This is a genomic window from Bosea sp. OAE506 (assembly GCF_040546595.1).
Lineage (GTDB): Bacteria > Pseudomonadota > Alphaproteobacteria > Rhizobiales > Beijerinckiaceae > Allobosea.
The window spans coordinates 4595229-4611143 of record NZ_JBEPOB010000001.1 but is presented as its reverse complement, the minus strand read 5'-3'; the positions used below and the strand labels follow the sequence as shown (position 1 = coordinate 4611143).

16 protein-coding genes and 1 pseudogene are annotated in these 15915 nt (G+C 67.9%); 9 read left to right on the top strand and 8 right to left on the bottom strand.

The features are described from left to right. Window positions 1-11: 11 nt before the first annotated feature. The 5 genes and pseudogenes from ppdK to ABIE41_RS22370 all read left to right on the top strand — a co-directional run bounded on the left by ppdK (window position 12) and on the right by ABIE41_RS22370 (window position 5420). A pseudogene (gene ppdK, locus ABIE41_RS22390) lies at window positions 12-2697 on the top strand (pyruvate, phosphate dikinase). Window positions 2698-2966: 269 nt separating this feature from the next. Next, on the top strand, window positions 2967-3176 hold the full coding sequence (locus ABIE41_RS22385; protein ID WP_066724499.1) for a cold-shock protein: 210 nt from the start codon (window positions 2967-2969) through the stop codon (window positions 3174-3176). A 178-nt stretch (window positions 3177-3354) separates the two neighbouring features. Then, on the top strand, window positions 3355-4791 hold the full coding sequence (locus ABIE41_RS22380; protein ID WP_192642418.1) for a DEAD/DEAH box helicase: 1437 nt from the start codon (window positions 3355-3357) through the stop codon (window positions 4789-4791). A gap of 78 nt (window positions 4792-4869) precedes the next feature. Further along, entirely contained in the window at window positions 4870-5142 is a 273-nt protein-coding gene (gene infA, locus ABIE41_RS22375) for a translation initiation factor IF-1 (protein WP_066724490.1), read from the top strand. 8 nt (window positions 5143-5150) lie between these two features. After that, window positions 5151-5420 (top strand): hypothetical protein, encoded by a 270-nt coding sequence (locus ABIE41_RS22370; RefSeq protein WP_192642417.1) that lies wholly within the window; start codon window positions 5151-5153, stop codon window positions 5418-5420. 323 nt (window positions 5421-5743) lie between these two features. On the opposite strand, the gene ABIE41_RS22365 is transcribed toward ABIE41_RS22370, so the two are convergent. From ABIE41_RS22365 to ABIE41_RS22355, 3 genes are all read right to left on the bottom strand, one after another. Then, window positions 5744-6367 carry a hypothetical protein gene (locus ABIE41_RS22365; protein WP_192642416.1) on the bottom strand — a complete coding sequence of 208 codons (624 nt, stop codon included), beginning with the start codon at window positions 6365-6367 and terminating at the stop codon, window positions 5744-5746. 195 nt (window positions 6368-6562) lie between these two features. Then, entirely contained in the window at window positions 6563-6880 is a 318-nt protein-coding gene (locus ABIE41_RS22360; RefSeq protein ID WP_192642415.1) for a DUF6894 family protein, read from the bottom strand. 73 nt (window positions 6881-6953) lie between these two features. Further along, window positions 6954-7280, bottom strand: a complete 327-nt coding sequence (locus ABIE41_RS22355; protein ID WP_192642414.1) for a hypothetical protein — start codon at window positions 7278-7280, stop codon at window positions 6954-6956. 107 nt (window positions 7281-7387) lie between these two features. Between ABIE41_RS22355 and ABIE41_RS22350 the strand changes: the two genes are divergently transcribed. After that, window positions 7388-7720, top strand: coding sequence for a hypothetical protein (locus ABIE41_RS22350; RefSeq protein WP_192642413.1), 333 nt, complete (start codon window positions 7388-7390; stop codon window positions 7718-7720). Here ABIE41_RS22350 and ABIE41_RS22345 read toward each other — a convergent pair whose 3' ends face one another. The 3 genes from ABIE41_RS22345 to ABIE41_RS22335 form a co-directional block, all read right to left on the bottom strand. Next, on the bottom strand, window positions 7721-8152 hold the full coding sequence (locus tag ABIE41_RS22345) for a hypothetical protein (protein WP_354193136.1): 432 nt from the start codon (window positions 8150-8152) through the stop codon (window positions 7721-7723). It lies immediately after the preceding gene. Window positions 8153-8637: 485 nt separating this feature from the next. Continuing rightward, a complete protein-coding gene (locus tag ABIE41_RS22340; protein WP_354193134.1) occupies window positions 8638-9045 on the bottom strand; it encodes a cell wall hydrolase in 408 nt (135 codons plus the stop codon). Then, entirely contained in the window at window positions 8990-9913 is a 924-nt protein-coding gene (locus tag ABIE41_RS22335; RefSeq protein WP_354193132.1) for a hypothetical protein, read from the bottom strand. Before ABIE41_RS22335 ends, ABIE41_RS22340 begins: the two co-directional genes overlap by 56 nt. Window positions 9914-10178: 265 nt before the next feature. On the opposite strand from ABIE41_RS22335, the gene ABIE41_RS22330 reads away from it, so the two are divergent. From ABIE41_RS22330 to ABIE41_RS22320, 3 genes are all read left to right on the top strand, one after another. Beyond that, complete coding sequence (locus tag ABIE41_RS22330) at window positions 10179-11423, top strand: MFS transporter (protein WP_192642411.1); 1245 nt, start codon at window positions 10179-10181, stop codon at window positions 11421-11423. 82 nt (window positions 11424-11505) lie between these two features. After that, window positions 11506-12492, top strand: coding sequence for an acrylyl-CoA reductase (NADPH) (gene acuI / locus ABIE41_RS22325; RefSeq protein WP_192642410.1), 987 nt, complete (start codon window positions 11506-11508; stop codon window positions 12490-12492). 93 nt (window positions 12493-12585) lie between these two features. Next, window positions 12586-13683, top strand: a complete 1098-nt coding sequence (locus ABIE41_RS22320) for a glycoside hydrolase family 19 protein (RefSeq protein ID WP_192642409.1) — start codon at window positions 12586-12588, stop codon at window positions 13681-13683. A 21-nt stretch (window positions 13684-13704) separates the two neighbouring features. Here ABIE41_RS22320 and ABIE41_RS22315 read toward each other — a convergent pair whose 3' ends face one another. Both ABIE41_RS22315 and ABIE41_RS22310 read right to left on the bottom strand, forming a co-directional pair. After that, the gene (locus tag ABIE41_RS22315; RefSeq protein ID WP_192642408.1) at window positions 13705-14604 is read right to left on the bottom strand and encodes a LysR family transcriptional regulator; all 900 of its coding nucleotides are present in this window, start codon (window positions 14602-14604) and stop codon (window positions 13705-13707) included. A gap of 70 nt (window positions 14605-14674) precedes the next feature. Further along, entirely contained in the window at window positions 14675-15655 is a 981-nt protein-coding gene (locus tag ABIE41_RS22310; protein WP_465247100.1) for an L-threonylcarbamoyladenylate synthase, read from the bottom strand. Window positions 15656-15915: the final 260 nt, after the last annotated feature.

Below are 15915 nucleotides of genomic sequence, written 5' to 3'. Positions count from 1 at the left end.
GGGCTGGGACAATGGCTGGCGGGAAGTGGGTCTACACCTTCGGCGATGGCAAGGCCGAGGGCGAGGCGGGCATGAAGAACCTGCTCGGCGGCAAGGGCGCGAACCTGGCCGAGATGAGCAATCTGGGCCTGCCGGTGCCGCCCGGCTTCACCATCACCACCGAGGTCTGCACCTGGTACTACGACAACGGTAAGCAGTTCCCGCCGGATCTCGAGGCGCAGGCGCAGGCCGCGCTGGCCGAGATGGGCCGGCTGACCGGCAAGACCTTCGGCGACCCCGCCAACCCGCTGCTCGTCTCGGTGCGCTCGGGCGCCCGCGCCTCGATGCCCGGCATGATGGACACCGTCCTCAATCTCGGCCTCAACGACGTCACCGTCGAGGCCGTCGCTAAGGCGTCGGGCGACGCCCGCTTTGCCTGGGACAGCTATCGCCGCTTCATCACGATGTATTCCAACGTCGTGCTCGACGTCGATCACGGTCATTTCGAGGAGGCGCTCGAGGACTACAAGGAGCGCAAGGGCCTGCATCTCGACACCGATCTCGGTGCCGAGGACTGGAAGGTCCTGGTCGGCAAGTACAAGGACATCGTCAGGAAGGCGCTCGGCAGCGACTTCCCGCAGGAGCCCCACGCCCAGCTCTGGGGCGCGGGTGGGTGCGGTCTTCTCCTCCTGGATGAATGCCCGCGCGATCAAGTATCGTGAGCTCAACAGCATCCCGGCCGCCTGGGGCACGGCGGTGAATGTCCAGTCGATGGTGTTCGGCAATATGGGCGACACCTCGGCCACCGGCGTCGCCTTCACCCGCAATCCCTCGACCGGCGAGAACGCGCTCTATGGCGAGTTCCTGGTCAATGCGCAGGGTGAGGACGTCGTCGCCGGCATCCGCACCCCGCAGGACATCACCGAGGCCGCCCGCAAGGAAGCCGGCTCCGACAAGCCCTCGATGGAGCGGGTGATGCCGGAGGCCTATGCCGAGCTCTGCCGAATCTACGGCATTCTCGAAAAGCACTACCGCGACATGCAGGACATGGAATTCACCATCCAGGAGGGCAAGCTCTGGATGCTGCAGACACGGTCCGGCAAGCGCACCGCCAAGGCGGCACTGCGGATCGCGGTGGAACTCGCGCAGGAAGGCCTGATCTCGCAGGAGGAGGCCGTCGGCCGTGTCGAGCCCGGCGCGCTGGACCAGCTCCTGCACCCGATGATCGATCCCAAGGCCGAGCGCCGCGTGCTGACGACCGGCCTGCCGGCTTCGCCCGGCGCCGCCGCCGGCGAGATCGTCTTCAACTCGGACGAGGCCGAGAACGCCCGCAAGGCCGGCCGTAAGGTCATCCTCGTGCGCGTCGAGACGTCGCCGGAGGACATCCACGGCATGCACGCCGCCGAAGGCATCCTGACCACGCGCGGCGGCATGACCTCCCATGCGGCGGTCGTGGCCCGCGGCATGGGCAAGCCGTGCGTTTCCGGCGCCGGCCAGATCCGCGTCGACTATGCCAAGGGCACGCTCACCGTCGGCCAGACCGTGCTCAAGGCCGGCGATGTCCTGACCATCGACGGTGGCAACGGCCAGGTGCTGCTGGGCGAGGTCAAGATGCAGAAGCCGGAGCTTTCCGGCGAGTTCGCGACGCTGATGGGCTGGGCCGACAAGGTCCGCCGCCTCAAGGTGCGCGCGAATGCCGAGACGCCCGATGACGCCCGCACCGCCCGCGAGTTCGGCGCCGAGGGCATCGGTCTCTGCCGCACCGAGCACATGTTCTTCGAGGCGGACCGCATCCAGTCCGTCCGCGAGATGATCCTCGCTGCCGACGACAAGGGCCGCCGCTCGGCGCTCGCCAAGCTCCTGCCGATGCAGCGCCAGGACTTTGTCCAGCTCTTCACGATCATGAGCGGGCTCCCCGTCACGATCCGCCTGCTCGACCCGCCGCTGCACGAGTTCCTGCCGCATGGCGAGGCCGAGATCGCGGCGGTCGCGCAGGCGCTGGGCGTCACGCCCGAGGCGCTGAAGCACCGCGCCACCGAGCTGCACGAGTTCAACCCGATGCTCGGTTTCCGGGGTGTCCGCCTCGCCATCGCCTATCCCGAGATCGCCGAGATGCAGGCCCGCGCCATCTTCGAGGCGGCCGTCATCGCCGCCCGCGAGACCGGCAAGGCCGTGATCCCGGAGGTGATGGTGCCGCTCGTCATGGGCGTGGCCGAACTGGACCTGGTCAAGGCGCGCATCGACGCCATGGCCAAGGAGGTCATGGCCGAGAGCAAGGTCGAGCTGACCTATCAGGTCGGCACCATGATCGAACTGCCGCGCGCCGCGCTGCGGGCCGAGGAGATCGCCAAAAGCGCCGAGTTCTTCTCCTTCGGCACCAACGACCTGACCCAGACGACGCTTGGCATCTCGCGCGACGATGCCGCCTCCTTCCTGGGCGCCTACACGGCCAAGGGCATCCTTGCGGCCGACCCCTTCGTCACCATCGACCAGGAGGGCGTCGGCGAACTGGTGAAGCTGGCGGCCGAGCGTGGCCGCAAGGCCCGGCCCGACATCAAGCTCGGCATCTGCGGCGAGCATGGCGGCGATCCCGCCTCGATCGGCTTCTGCGAGAGTGTCGGCCTCGACTACGTCTCCTGCTCGCCCTTCCGCGTGCCGATCGCTCGGCTGGCCGCAGCCCAGGCGGCGCTCGGCGCCGTGCGGGCGAAAGAGGGCTGACCGACAGCGGTCGATCTCCGTCTCATCCGCCTTTTGGCGGGTTCAGCGAGGGCTCCATGGCCGTCGCTGGACCCGCGTTGCATTTTATGCTAGGCCTCTCCATGTAAGACGAGATGCGGCCGGGTTCTGGCCATCATCCGCGCGGTCCTCTTCGGTCGGCGGCCACGATTCAGATCCACCACACATCGACTACGAGACCACGGCAGGCGTCCGCGCGCCCGGCTGTGTCTTCCCTCTATACGCGGATCTGAAACGCAAGGACGACCGATATGAACAAGGGCACCGTGAAGTGGTTCAACGCCACCAAGGGTTACGGTTTCATCACCCCTGAGAACGGCGGGCAGGACGTGTTCGTCCACATCTCCGCTGTCGAGCGCGCCGGGCTGCGCGAGCTGGTCGAAGGCCAGGTCGTGTCGTTCGAGCTCGTCGCCGATCGCAAGACCGGCAAGTCCTCGGCCGGCAACCTCGCCGTCGCCTGAGGCCTGAGACTTCCCAGGCCGGCTCCATGCCGGCCTGGTTCACCAACGACACCTTCCGGCGCTGTGGCTTAGCGGTTCGCCGGCAGGAAAGAGCAATAGACAAAGGCCGGGCGCAATCCGGCGGCACAGCCGATACCCACATGTGCCCCTTGCGTCGCGGCGTCCGGAAAGACCTGTTTTGACTCAATTTACCGACCTCGGCTTGGCCGAGCAGCTTCTCAAGGCGCTCGCCTCCGAAGGTTACACGACGCCCACGCCGATCCAGGCCCAGGCGATTCCCCCGATCCTCCAGGGCCGCGACCTCCTTGGTGCCGCCCAGACCGGCACCGGCAAGACCGCAGCTTTCTCGCTTCCGCTGATCCACCGGCTGCTCAGCCAGCCGCGCCGCATGGAAACCCGCTCGGTACGCGCGCTGATCCTCTCGCCGACGCGTGAGCTCGCCGCCCAGATCGAGACCTCGATCCGCGCCTATGCCCAGTTCACCACCATCAAGTCGGCCGTGATCTTCGGCGGCGTGCCGGTCGGCAAGCAGATCCGTGCGCTCGGCCAGCATGTCGACATCCTCGTCGCCACGCCGGGCCGCCTGCTCGACCTCGTCGACCAGCGCGCCGTCTCGCTGCGCGAGATCGAGTACCTCGTGCTCGACGAAGCCGACCAGATGCTCGATCTCGGCTTCGTCCATGCGCTGCGCCGGATCGCGACGCTGATCCCCAAGAAGCGCCAGACGCTGCTGTTCTCGGCGACGATGCCCAAGCCGATCCGTGAAATCGCCTCCGCCTATCTGAGCGATCCGGTCGAGGTCTCGGTCGCGCCGGTGGCGACGACGGCCGAGAAGATCGACCAGCGCGTCATCTTCACCAACCCCGCCGACAAGCCCTCGCTGCTGGCCAAGACGCTGAGCGTTCCCGAGATGGAGCGCGCCATCGTCTTCACCCGCACCAAGCACGGCGCCGACAAGGTCGTCCGCCAGCTCGAGGTCTCCGGCATCAAGTCCGCCGCGATCCACGGCAACAAGAGCCAGGGCCAGCGCGAGCGGGCGCTCGGCGCCTTCCGCGACGGCGAGTTGCGTATCCTCGTCGCCACCGACATCGCCGCCCGCGGCATCGATGTCGACGGCATCAGCCATGTCGTGCAGTTCGACCTGCCCAACGTCGCCGAAACCTATGTCCACCGCATTGGCCGCACCGCGCGCGCCGGCGCCTCGGGCGTGGCGATCGCCTTCTGCACGCCCGAAGAGCGCGGCGACCTCGCCGCGATCGAGAAGCTGACCCGCATCGCCATCACCCCGGTCGGCGACGTCCCCTATTGGGACGGTCGCACCCCGAAGAAGCCCCCCCAGAACCAGGGTCGCGGCGGGCGCGGGCAGCAGGGCGGCGGCGGTCGCGACCAAGGCCGCCCGCAGGGCGAGCGCTCGGGTCGGCCCCAGTCCGCGAAGCCGGCCCATGCCGGCGCTGCGCGCTCCGAGGCCCCCCGCAACGACCGGCCGCAGCGCGCCGAGCCGCAGGGCCAGCGAAAAGACGCCGGTTCCGCCAAGGAAGGGCTTGGCGGCGTCGCGTTCTTGCAGCAAAGAACACAGCAACCACGCACCAACGGCGCCCGGCGGCGCGCGAATTGACGCGCATTACGCTTGAGCGGGGCGGGGTCGCAGGCGCGATCCCGCCCCAGCGCCAACGGGCACACGAAGGACGACAGAATGGCTAAGGAAGAACTGCTCGAATTCGACGGGACCGTCGTCGAGGTGCTGCCGGACGGCAACTATCGGGTGAAGCTCGACAACGACCACGTCATCCTGGCCTATGCGGCCGGCAAGATGAAGAAGAACCGCATCCGCACCATCGCCGGCGACCGCGTGGTCGTCGAGATGTCGCCCTACGATCTCGATCGCGGCCGCATCAACTTCCGCCAGAAGACTGCCGGCCCCGCGCCCAGCGGCCCGCCGCGCAACCAGAACTTCCGCCGGCGCTGAGCCGCGCCATGCGGTTCACGCGCGTCGAGTTCGTCTTCGTCGCCTTCGGCGCGGTTCTCGGCGTTCTCGTCGCGCTGGTGTTCAAGGCCGGCTGGATTACGCCCTCCGCCGCCTTCCCGCCCTTCGTCCTCGTGCTGCTGGGTCTCGGCCTCAGCGAGATCGTCGCTGGCTTCGCGCTGGCGCGCTCGCCCGGCACGCTGGTCGGCATGCCCGCGCGCCTGCTCGCCTTCTTCCTCGGCGTCGGCGTGCTGGTGCTGCTGATGGGCGGGCTGGGATAGGGCGACGCAGGGGTCACTGGCTCCGGACGGCATTGCCGTCGAATGTGAATACTCCCTACGCTGACATCGCCGTCATTCCGGGCTTGTCCCGGAATCCATCATAGGGCGTGCCGGCGACGGGTGCGCTCTACGCTGGATTCCGGCGCTCCGCTTCGCTGCGGCCGGAATGACGCGCGTGAGGGAATGGGTGAGCGACATGCGCAGCAGTCGCGCTCGCTCGCTGGACGCGACGACCCATAAAAAAAACCCCGGCGTGAGCCGGGGTTGAGTGGTCTTTTCCGTAGTCAAAGGCAGTCAAAACACGAAGATCTCGAAGTCGAAACTCAGTAGCCGGCCTTCTGCCAGTGCTGCGAGCCCGGGCTCACCAGAACCTTGCGATGGCGGGTCTCGTAGACGGCCGGCACGGTCTCGTGCAGCACCTGCGTCGGCCGCACCATGACTTTGCGCTGGCGCTGGGTGTAGACGGCGGGGACGGTCTCGTATTCGACGCGGGCCGGCGAAACCTCGACGGTGCGCTGGCGATAGCCGTACTGCGGCTTGTCATAGACCCAGCAGCCGGTGGTGCGGCCATAGGCATCGGTGGTGACCTCCCAGCGCTTGCCGCCGGGCGAGATCAGGACCTTCTCCTGGACCGAGGAATACTGCGCCGGGACATGATGCGGGATCTGCCGCGCCGGATGGATCATCACCTTCTCGGTGACGTAGTCGTATTCAGCCGGCACGATGCGGCGATAGGTCTGGGACGGGCGCACGACCTGCGTCTCGGCGATCGAGCCATAGACCGGCGGCGTCTCCACCAGATTGTAGCAGGCTGCACCCTGGCAGGGCGCCGGGCGGCAGGAGGAGCCGTAGCAGCCGCCGGCCTGGGCCGCGGCGGTGCCGAGCAGCAGGGCCGCCGAGACGGCGGATGCCGCGAGAGCCGAAACGGTGAGAGCCTTCTTCGCCATGTTCGACAACCTGTCCCCAACCTCGCGGCGTCTGGCGCCGCTTCCTGACTCCGAGAAAGCCGGGAAACAGTGATGAACGCAAGGTAAACGCCGAAACAAGGTAAAATTAACCACGCCCGGCAGATGCGATCTGTTCATGCAGTTTGACGTTGCGTGAAGCCGATCGCGGGCATTTGAGCGGTTTTTTGCGCTTAATCAGCGCCCCTTGATCAGGGCCGCGACGGAATCGGCCGCGTCGTCGCCCGCCTGGTCGGCGGCCTTGGCGGCGGCTCTCGTCTCGTCGCCGCTGCGCGCCTCGAAGGTCATCGAGGCGCGGTAGACCTCCCTGCCGGTCTCGTCGTTGAGCTTGACGGAGAAGGCGGCGTGCCGGCCATTGGGCAGGATCTCGCTCGCCATGTCGGCCAGGGCGAGCTGCGCATCGTCGGTGGCGGCCTTCTCGTCGGGAAAGTCGAGCGGGTCGGCTTCCCGCTTGGCGCCCGATCCGTCGTCGCTGGTGATGAAGTATCGAGGCATGGCGCAACCCTCCGCAGAGGGAGCAACGCCCCGTCGCGGGGGCTGTTCCGCGGCGCGGGCCTCCGGCCCGGCGTCAGGGCCGCGCGAAGGCGATGATCAGGTAGAGCCCGGTCCAGAGCGTGGCATAGGCGCCCAGCCAAAGGCCGCGCTCGCTGCGCGTGCCGCCGAGTCGCTGCGTGCCCTCGACGCGCAGCACGGCGCCGACGCCGGCGAGCGCCAGCAGCGGCCAGAAGCCGAACAGCAGCATCACCGCGTTGATCGAGAAGGACAGGACCGAATGCCCGCCGCCCCAGAGCGAGAACAGCGGCATCGCCGAGAGGAAAGGCCAGGCGCAGAGCACGGGCAGGAACAGTGACCACGCCAGAATGCGGCCGATCTCGGTCTTCAGCGGCGAAGTCATATCCGGCATCATCCATCCCACCCATTGCCCTAGAGGCAGGATAGGAGGCGGCGCGCCCAAACACCACGCGCCGGCCCGCGACATATTGGCGGGTGGGGGAGGGGCGGATGCCGCAATCGCTGCTGGCGCCGCTGGTCATCATCCGCGGTCGTCGCGTCGCCTCTGAACCGCACCGTCATTCCGGGCGAGCGAAGCGAAGTCCCGGAATCCATCGAAGAGCGCCGGAGGCTTCCGATGTATCCAGGGGCAGGCCCGGGATGTGGGGGGTGTGCGTGCGTTCTTTACTTCGGAGCTTGGGCAACCGCATTCTGTTGCTCAACAACGTGCCCGAGGTGCGCGAGCTGTTCGCCTGGGCGTCGATCGACACGGTCGATCTTAGCTACGACGCGGGCGGCGCGGGGCATACGAAGCGGGTGCGGAAGTTGGTCGTCTCCGGGTAATCAGGCTATCCCCCGATCCCTCAATACCTGCCGCCACTCCTTAGCCTCTGCGCTATTCAGTGTTGGCTCGGCCAGGAACGTCGCAGACGCGATGAACGGCAGGATATCCTCGAACCCGCCCCGATCGATCAGTATCTGCTGATACTCCAGCTTCAGATCAATCAGCGTCGCTAGCGTCAACCGCTCTAAGCCTTCGATATCGAAGGATTTGGACGGGCCCGTTTCGACCTGCGTTACACATGACCAGACCCGAGAATATTGGTATGGAGGGCCAGTGAAGAAGGCTGAGGCGATCACGATCGCGCAGCTCTTGAAACGGTAGATTTGAAGTTTGAAATCGGCCCGTTCGAGATGAATTTGGGTGGCAGGGTTCGTCACAAAGGCAACGACCGCGACGGTGAACGGAAGGTCGTTCGATCCAATCGATTTCAAACCGCTCTGTGGGCTTGGCGAAATCGTAAGTCGGATCGGAAAGAACCGGATAGAGTCTACTAAACAGGAACGAGAAACGCCCTGGTTGCTCCTTAATGGCCGGGGTGACGTGACGACTGATCACCCGGGGCTCGTCAGTCAGTGTAACGTGCAAGTTGATGAAGTTGATTGCCTCCGGGCTGTTGATACTCGGATGGATCGTAAACCTAAACTCGGTTATGTTAGTGCCTGCGTCGGCAGGTTCTGGGCTCGCGAACGGCACAGGCACATCGGAAAGAAATCTTCGAGCTCTAAGATCGACGATCACATCTCCCGTTGCCATCTCGGCCAGTGTCGCAAGTGCTCGAGGTCGACCGTGCTCTACTACACCGATCCGAACTGTTTTTAGCCTCGAACCTTCAGCCATTGTCTCTTCCGCGATCGCCCCCGCCCCAGGTGGGCTCGAGCATTCGTTCATTGGCGCTCGAAGGTTCGCGCCTCACCCCTCACGTCTGCCCCGGCCGCAGCTTGTAGAAGACGTGCTGGCCGATCGTGTCCATCTTCTTGAGCTTCTTGGCCCAGTAGGGGCGGACATACTGCGCGTGATAGTGGGTCGAGGCGCCGACTTCGGGAAGATAGGTCGTGCCCTCATAGACCTCGCGGGCGATGCGGACCGCGTCGCGCCAGGGGCCGGGCTCGGTGATGCGCAGGGATTTGCCTTCGCAGGTGAAGGTGAACTGGCAGGCCAAATAGCGGTGGCTGTTCTGGTAGACCACGCCGCAGACGCTGTCGGGGTAGAGCGTGCTCTTGACGCGGTTGAGCACCACCTGCGCCACCGCGGCGCGGCCCTCGTCGGATTCAGAGCGCGCCTCGAAATAGACCGCTTCCGCCAGGCAGCGCTGCTGGCGCGCCATGTCGGCGGCCGGGATCAGCCCGGTATAGATCTCGCGTGCGCCGGTCTCGGGCAGCGCGCCGCGTCGCAGCGGCGAGGCGGGTGCGCGGGCCAGCAGGCCCGGCCCGCTCCGGCGCGGTCGGCAGCACCGCCGGCACCAGCGTGGTGACGCTGTAGTTGACCGACGGCGTCGTCGAGGTTTGCGCCAGCGGCGCGGCGACGCCGGGCGTCGCGCCGTCGAGCGTGCGCGGGACATTGCCATAGGGCGAGAGCCCCGAGGCCGCGAGCGCATCCGGCGAGGAATCCGAGAGCGCGGGGTCGGTCAGGCCCTGCTCGTTGGCAGGCGGCTCGAAGCCGACCGGCGGGCCGGTGATGCCCTCCGCCTCGCGCATGGCCTCCAGCGAAAAGCCGCCCGAGATCAGCCCCGGCTGGGTGTCGCCGAAGACGACGCGCTCGACTTCGCCCGGCGCCCGCGCCGAGAGGCCCGGGCGCAGCCGCGGCAGCGGATCGCCCTTGGCGCTGCGGTCGACCTCGGGGAAGCTCTTGGCGCTGCGCTTCAGCTCCTCGCGCGGCTGGCGCGGATCGATGGCGAAGCGGCGCTCGGGATCGTCGAAATTGAGATGCGCCTTGAGGACCGACGAGCTCAGCGACAGGCCGGGCAGACGGAAGGCGCTGGCCGCGACGAGCAGCGAGGGGCCTTCCTCCAGCTCCGAGGCCGGGCCGGGCAGGGTGCGGCCGAGCGCGGTCGCAGGCAGCGTGTCGAGGCCGGCGTTCTGGCCGGCGGAGGCGGTGAAGGAGACCAGCATCCCCGCGGCCAGCGCCCAGGGCGCGACCGTCGACAGGGCCCATTTCAGGCCCGCCGATCCGATGCGTCTCGTACGCCGGCGCAAACGCAAATGACTCAAAACCGCACACCCGTCCGAACACGAGGGGAGCGACCGGCGCACGAACGGCACGCTTTCGCCTGATGCCGTTATCACCTCGGTAGGGTTGAGCGCGGGTTAACGCCGGGTGGGGAGGTCGAGATCGCAGCGGCAAAGTCGCCGGCCTCCCATGCATCCGCGTGATGCGCCATGCCACGAAATCGCGTTATCGTGGCGTCGTGTTCGGCGCTATCGTGCAGCCACACGTCAGTCCTGCCGGAGATGTCAGTCCATGAGCGTCGCCTCGAGCCCCGCCCCGGGGCGCAGCCATGCGCCTGAGATCATCGTCGCGGCGGGCTGCCTGATCGCGCTGATCACCTTCGGCCCGCGCGCCAGCGCCGGCCTGTTCCAGATTCCGATGACGGTGCAGTTCGGCTGGGGGCGCGACACCTTCGGGCTGGCGCTCGCGATCCAGAACCTGCTCTGGGGGCTGGGCGCGCCGTTTGCGGGCGCCATCGCGGACCGCTTCGGCATCGTCAAGGTGTTCTGCGCGGGCGCGCTGCTCTATGGCGCGGGCCTCGTCATGATGGCGATCGCCACGACGCCGCTGCAGCTGCATCTGGGCGCCGGTGTCCTGATCGGCTTCGGCCTCTCGGCCTGCTCCTTCAACCTCGTGCTGGCCGCCTTCGGCAAGCTCCTGCCCGAATCCTGGCGGCCGATGGCGTTCGGCGCCGGCACGGCGGCCGGCTCCTTCGGCCAGTTCCTCTATCCGCCGATCGGCAACATCCTGATCGAGCAGATCGGCTGGAACCAGGCGCTGATGGTCTTCGCGATGACGCTGCTGCCGATCCTGCCGATCTCGATCTTCCTGTCGACGCGCAAGATCGGCGGGGCGGTCCAGGCCTCTGCCGCCAATCTGCCCAACCAGTCGATCGCCCAGGCGCTGACCGAGGCCTTCCGCCATCGCAGCTACGTCCTGCTGGTGCTCGGCTTCTTCACCTGCGGCTTCCAGCTCGCCTTCATCACCGTCCACATGCCGGCCTATCTCAAGGATATGGGCCTGCCGGCCTGGGTCGGCGGCTGGACGCTGGCCGTGATTGGGCTGGCGAACGCCGTCGGCTCCCTCTCCTCCGGCTGGCTCTCGACGCGGATGCCCAAGCGCCATCTGCTGGCCTGGATCTATTTCGGCCGCGCCGCCGCGATCGCCGTCTTCATCCTGCTGCCGCCGAGCCCGGCCACCGCGATCTGCTTCGGCATCGTCATCGGGCTGTTCTGGCTCTCGACCGTGCCGCCGACCTCCTCGCTGGTCATGCTGATGTTCGGCACGAAATACATGGCGATGCTCTATGGCTTCGCCTTCTTCTCGCACCAGGTCGGCGGCTTCCTCGGCGTCTGGCTCGGCGGCCTGCTCTACGAGGCCTTCGGCTCCTACATCGTCGTCTGGTGGCTGTCGGTCGCGCTCGGCATCGCCTCGGCGCTGATCAACCTGCCGATCGTCGAGAAGCCGGTCGAGCGCGCGGTGCCGCAGCCGGCCTGACGAAAGGCGAAAGCCGCGCGGGGTTGCCGCGCGGCCTGCGCTGCGTATCTGCTGCCGGAAACGCATTCCGGAGGATACGCCCATGACCAGCTTCAAGGCCCTCGTCGCAACCAAGGGCGAAACCGGCCCCAGCCTCGCCTTCACCGACTTCGCCGAGAGCGATCTCATGGAGGGCGATGTCACCGTCCGCGTCACGCATTCGACGGTGAACTACAAGGACGGGCTCGCCATCACCGGCCGCGCCCCCGTGGTCCGGCGCTGGCCGATGATCCCCGGCATCGACTTCGCCGGCCGGGTCGAGACCTCGGAGCATCCGGACTTCAAGCCGGGCGATCTCGTGGTGCTGAACGGCTGGGGCACGGGCGAGACCCATCTGGGCGCCTATGCCCAGAAGAGCCGCGTCAAGGGCGACTGGCTGGTGCCGCTGCCGGCAGGCCTCAATCCCGACGAGGCGATGGCGATCGGCACCACCGGCTACACGGCTATGCTTTGCGTGCTGGCGCTCGAGAAGCACGGGCTCAAGCCCGCAGATGGGCCGGTGGTCGTCACCGGTGCGGCCGGCGGCGTCGGCTCGGTGGCGGTCGCGCTGCTGGCCAAGGCCGGCTGGCACGTCATCGCCTCGACCGGCCGGGCCGAGGAGGCAGAGTATCTCAAGGGCCTCGGTGCCGCCGAGATCATCGACCGCGCGGAGTTGTCGGCGCCCGGCCGCCCGCTCGGCAAGGAGCGCTGGATCGCCGGCGTCGATGCAGTGGGCTCGCACACGCTCGCCAACCTGCTGTCCATGACGAAGTATGGCGGTGCCGTCGCCGCCTGCGGCCTCGCCCAGGGCATGGACCTGCCGGCCTCGGTCGCACCCTTCATCCTGCGCGGCGTCGCCCTGCTCGGCATCGACTCGGTGATGTGCCCGAAGCCGCGCCGTCTCGAGGCCTGGGCCCGGCTGGCGGCTGACCTCGACCGCGACCGCCTCGCCCTGATGACCACGCGGGTCCCGTTGACCGACGTCATCGACACCGCCCGCGCCATCGTCGATGGGAAGGTGCGCGGGCGGGTCGTGGTGGAGATCGGCTAGGCGGGCGGGGCGCCTGTCGCCAAAAGAGAGGATTGACGAAAACTAAACCATAGGTTGTATTCACCCCGCGGCGTTGCCTGGGGGGATACGGTGATGCAACCGACGGTCTTGTTGAGCGCCCTGATGCTGGCGGGGCTGATGGGCATGGTGGGGCAGGGTGCGCGCACGGTCGTCGGCCTGAAGAAGCTGCACGACTTCAACGCCACCCAGCCTCCCGATCAGGCCACGACCTTTCTCGCCAGCCGCCTCGTGATCAGCCTGATCATCGGCTTCATCGCCGGGGTGCTGGCCGCGCTGGCGATCGGCCTCGACAAGCTGACCGGCGCAGCGGGGGCGACAGTCGAGATTCTCCTGGGGCTCGCCGCTGCCGGCTATGCCGGCGCTGACTTCATCGAAGGGTTCATGTCCAAGTCACCCGCCATCACCGGCGGGGCGGGGACGACGACATCGACCAGTACGACGGGAAGCACTCCTGCGGTCGTACCGCCCGACCAGGCCGACCGGCTGATCATGCAGACGTCGCAGCTGAGCACGGAGATCGCCTCGCTGCAGTCGGTCCTTGCGAGCAACGTCGCATCGACTGCCTGGTCGAGCTTCTCCGCCGTCACGCAGATCACGCCGGAACTGGTCGCCCGGCTGTTCGTGCCAGCGACCCCGCTCGCCAATATCCGCACCCACCTGCCGCATGTCCTCGCCGGGCTGCGATCCTATGGTCTGGCCGATCGCGACATGCTGCTGATGGCGCTGGCGACGATCCGGGCGGAGACGGAAGGGTTCCTGCCGATCGACGAGATGAAGAGCAAGTTCAACACCGAGAAGGCCCCGTTTGACCTCTACGAGCCGGGCACGCCGATCGGGAAGCGGCTGGGCAACACGCAGGCCGGCGACGGCTCGCTGTTCAAGGGGCGCGGCTTCATCCAGCTCACCGGCCGGGACAATTACACCCGCATCGGCACGCAGATCGGCGTCGGTCTCGTCGCCCAGCCGCTTCAGGCCAACCAGCCCCGCATTGCCGGGCAGATCCTCGCGCAGTTCCTCTCCAACAAGGAGGACGAGATCCGCGCGGCTCTGGCGGCGGACAATCTTGCTCTTGCCCGAAAGCTGGTCAATGGCGGCAGCCACGGCTTCGACCGCTTCAAGGATGCGTATGCCAAGGGGTTGGCGCTGATCCCGGAAGGCATCGAGATCTGAAGCCGGTACCGTGGAGGGGACCTACCCTGTCCCCTCGATCAGCCCGCGCTTCTTCGCCAGTTCGCCGCCGACATAGTCCATGAAGGCGCGCACGCGCGGGGCGTTGCGGATGTCGGGATGGGTCAGGATCCACAGCCCGGTCGAGAAATCGGGGTCGGGTGGCAGCAGCCGTACCAGCGCGGGGCGCTGGTCGGCGATGAAGCAGGGCAGGGGGCCGATGCCGAGCCCCTGCTCAACCGCCTCCGCCAGCCCGAGCACGGCCGAACTCTTCAGCGCGATGCGTTCCGGCGCCACCTTCTCGCGGACATAGCGGGCGGCTTTGACATGGCCCAGCGCATCGCCGAGTGCGACCCAGTCGCGCGCGAACAGGCTGTCGGGATCGCCCAAGCCGGCCGCGCTCTGGGCGGCGTTGCCATAGATCGCCCAGTTCAGCGTCGCCAGCCGGCGCCCGACCAGCGTTTCGCCCGGCGCGTCGCTGGCGCGGATCGCGATATCGGCGTCGCGCTTCGACAGGTTGAGCGCCTGGTTGCCGATCACGACGTCGAGGCGGATGGCCGGATGGAGGGCGCGGAAGGCAGCGAAGATCGGCAGCAGCAGGTTGAGATAGAGCGTGTCGGTGGTGGTGATGCGCAATTCGCCCGAGGGTGCGAGGTCGCGCCCCGCCAGCCGGCGGCTGAAGGCGGCGACATCGTCCTCGACGCGGGCGGCCAGCATCGCCATCTCGACGCCGGCGACGGTCGCGACATAGCCGGTCTTGCGTCGTTCGAAGAGCTGCAGCCCGACCTGCTCCTCGATCTGCCCGAGGCGGCGGAACACGGTGGAATGGTTGACGCCGAGCGCCGCCGCCGCCCCCGTCAGCCCGTGATGGTCGGCGATCGCCTTGACCAGCCGGAAGTCATCCCAGGCGAGATTGGTGGTCATGACGGGCCCCTGCCGACGGTCCCCGGCAGGCAATCCGAAATCTTGCAGGAGTGCAAGTGCGCGGGCGGTTTCAGCGCGGCGCGGCAGCCCTCCGGAGCCGGTCGTTGATCGCCTCGCCCAGCCCGTCATCGGGGATCGGCGCGATCGCGATCACGGCGGGGCCAGCCGCATCGAGCGCCCGCAAATGCCCGAACAGGTTCGCCGCGGCTTCCGTGAGATCGCCGCCGGGGCTGAGATCGAGCGCGGGTGCGGCGCTCGCCACCAGTGCAGGGTCGCTGCCAAAGCCGAGCCAGGCCTCGCCGGGGCGAGGGGCCTCCGCCTCGAGCCGGATGCGCGCGGCAGGCGCGTAGTGAGAAGCGAGCAGACCCGGCGAGATCGGCGCCATGCCGGCCTCGCCCGCAAGCACGAGGGAGCGCCCGATCACGCCCTCGATCGCGGCGCGGGGCACGCCGCCGGGCCGCAGCAGGCGTGGCGCGCCGTCGAGGCAGGCGACGATGGTGGATTCGACGCCGACCGCCGTTACGCCCCCGTCCAGCACCGCGTCGATCCGCCCGTCGAGATCTTCAAGCACGTGCGCCGCGCTGGTCGCGCTGACACGGCCCGAGCGGTTCGCGGAGGGGGCTGCAATGGGGCGTCCCGCCGCTTGCAGGATCGCACGAGCGACCGGATGCGACGGCACCCGCAGCGCGACCGATCCCAGTCCGGCGCGCGCCAGCTCGCTGACCTCGCAACCGGCGGAGACCGGCACGACCAGCGTGAGCGGGCCTGGCCAGAAGGCTCTGGCCAGCGCCAGCGCGTTGGCGTCGAACAGCCCCTGCCGGCGGGCGGCGGCGAGATCGGGCAGATGCGCGATCAGTGGGTTGAAGCTCGGCCGTTCCTTGGCGGCATAGATGCCGGCGACTGCGGTGCCGGAGGTCGCGTCAGCCGCGAGCCCGTAGACCGTCTCGGTCGGCAGCGCGACGAGGCGGCCCTCACGCAACAGCTCCGCTGCCCGCGCGATCCCGGCTGGATCAGGGCGCAGGCGCTCTGTCATGCGGGGGGACGGGGGCATCCTGCGTCACGGGAATCTGCGTCACCATGGCTCCATCGCCGGGCGGTCGCGCCCGATTGACCCAAGACGGTTTACATATAAACTATATCCGTGCTGCAGCGGAGCCGTTCGCGCAGCGCATGGCATCGGGGATAGTTCCTCGCTACCATCGCGGCAACGCCAAAAGCGGCTGGCCGGAGCAAGGCGCACGGTCGGCCGACGTCACGAAAACAGAGAATGGCCGGCTGCGACAGTGGCAAGGCTGGCGTGCAGGGAGAAGA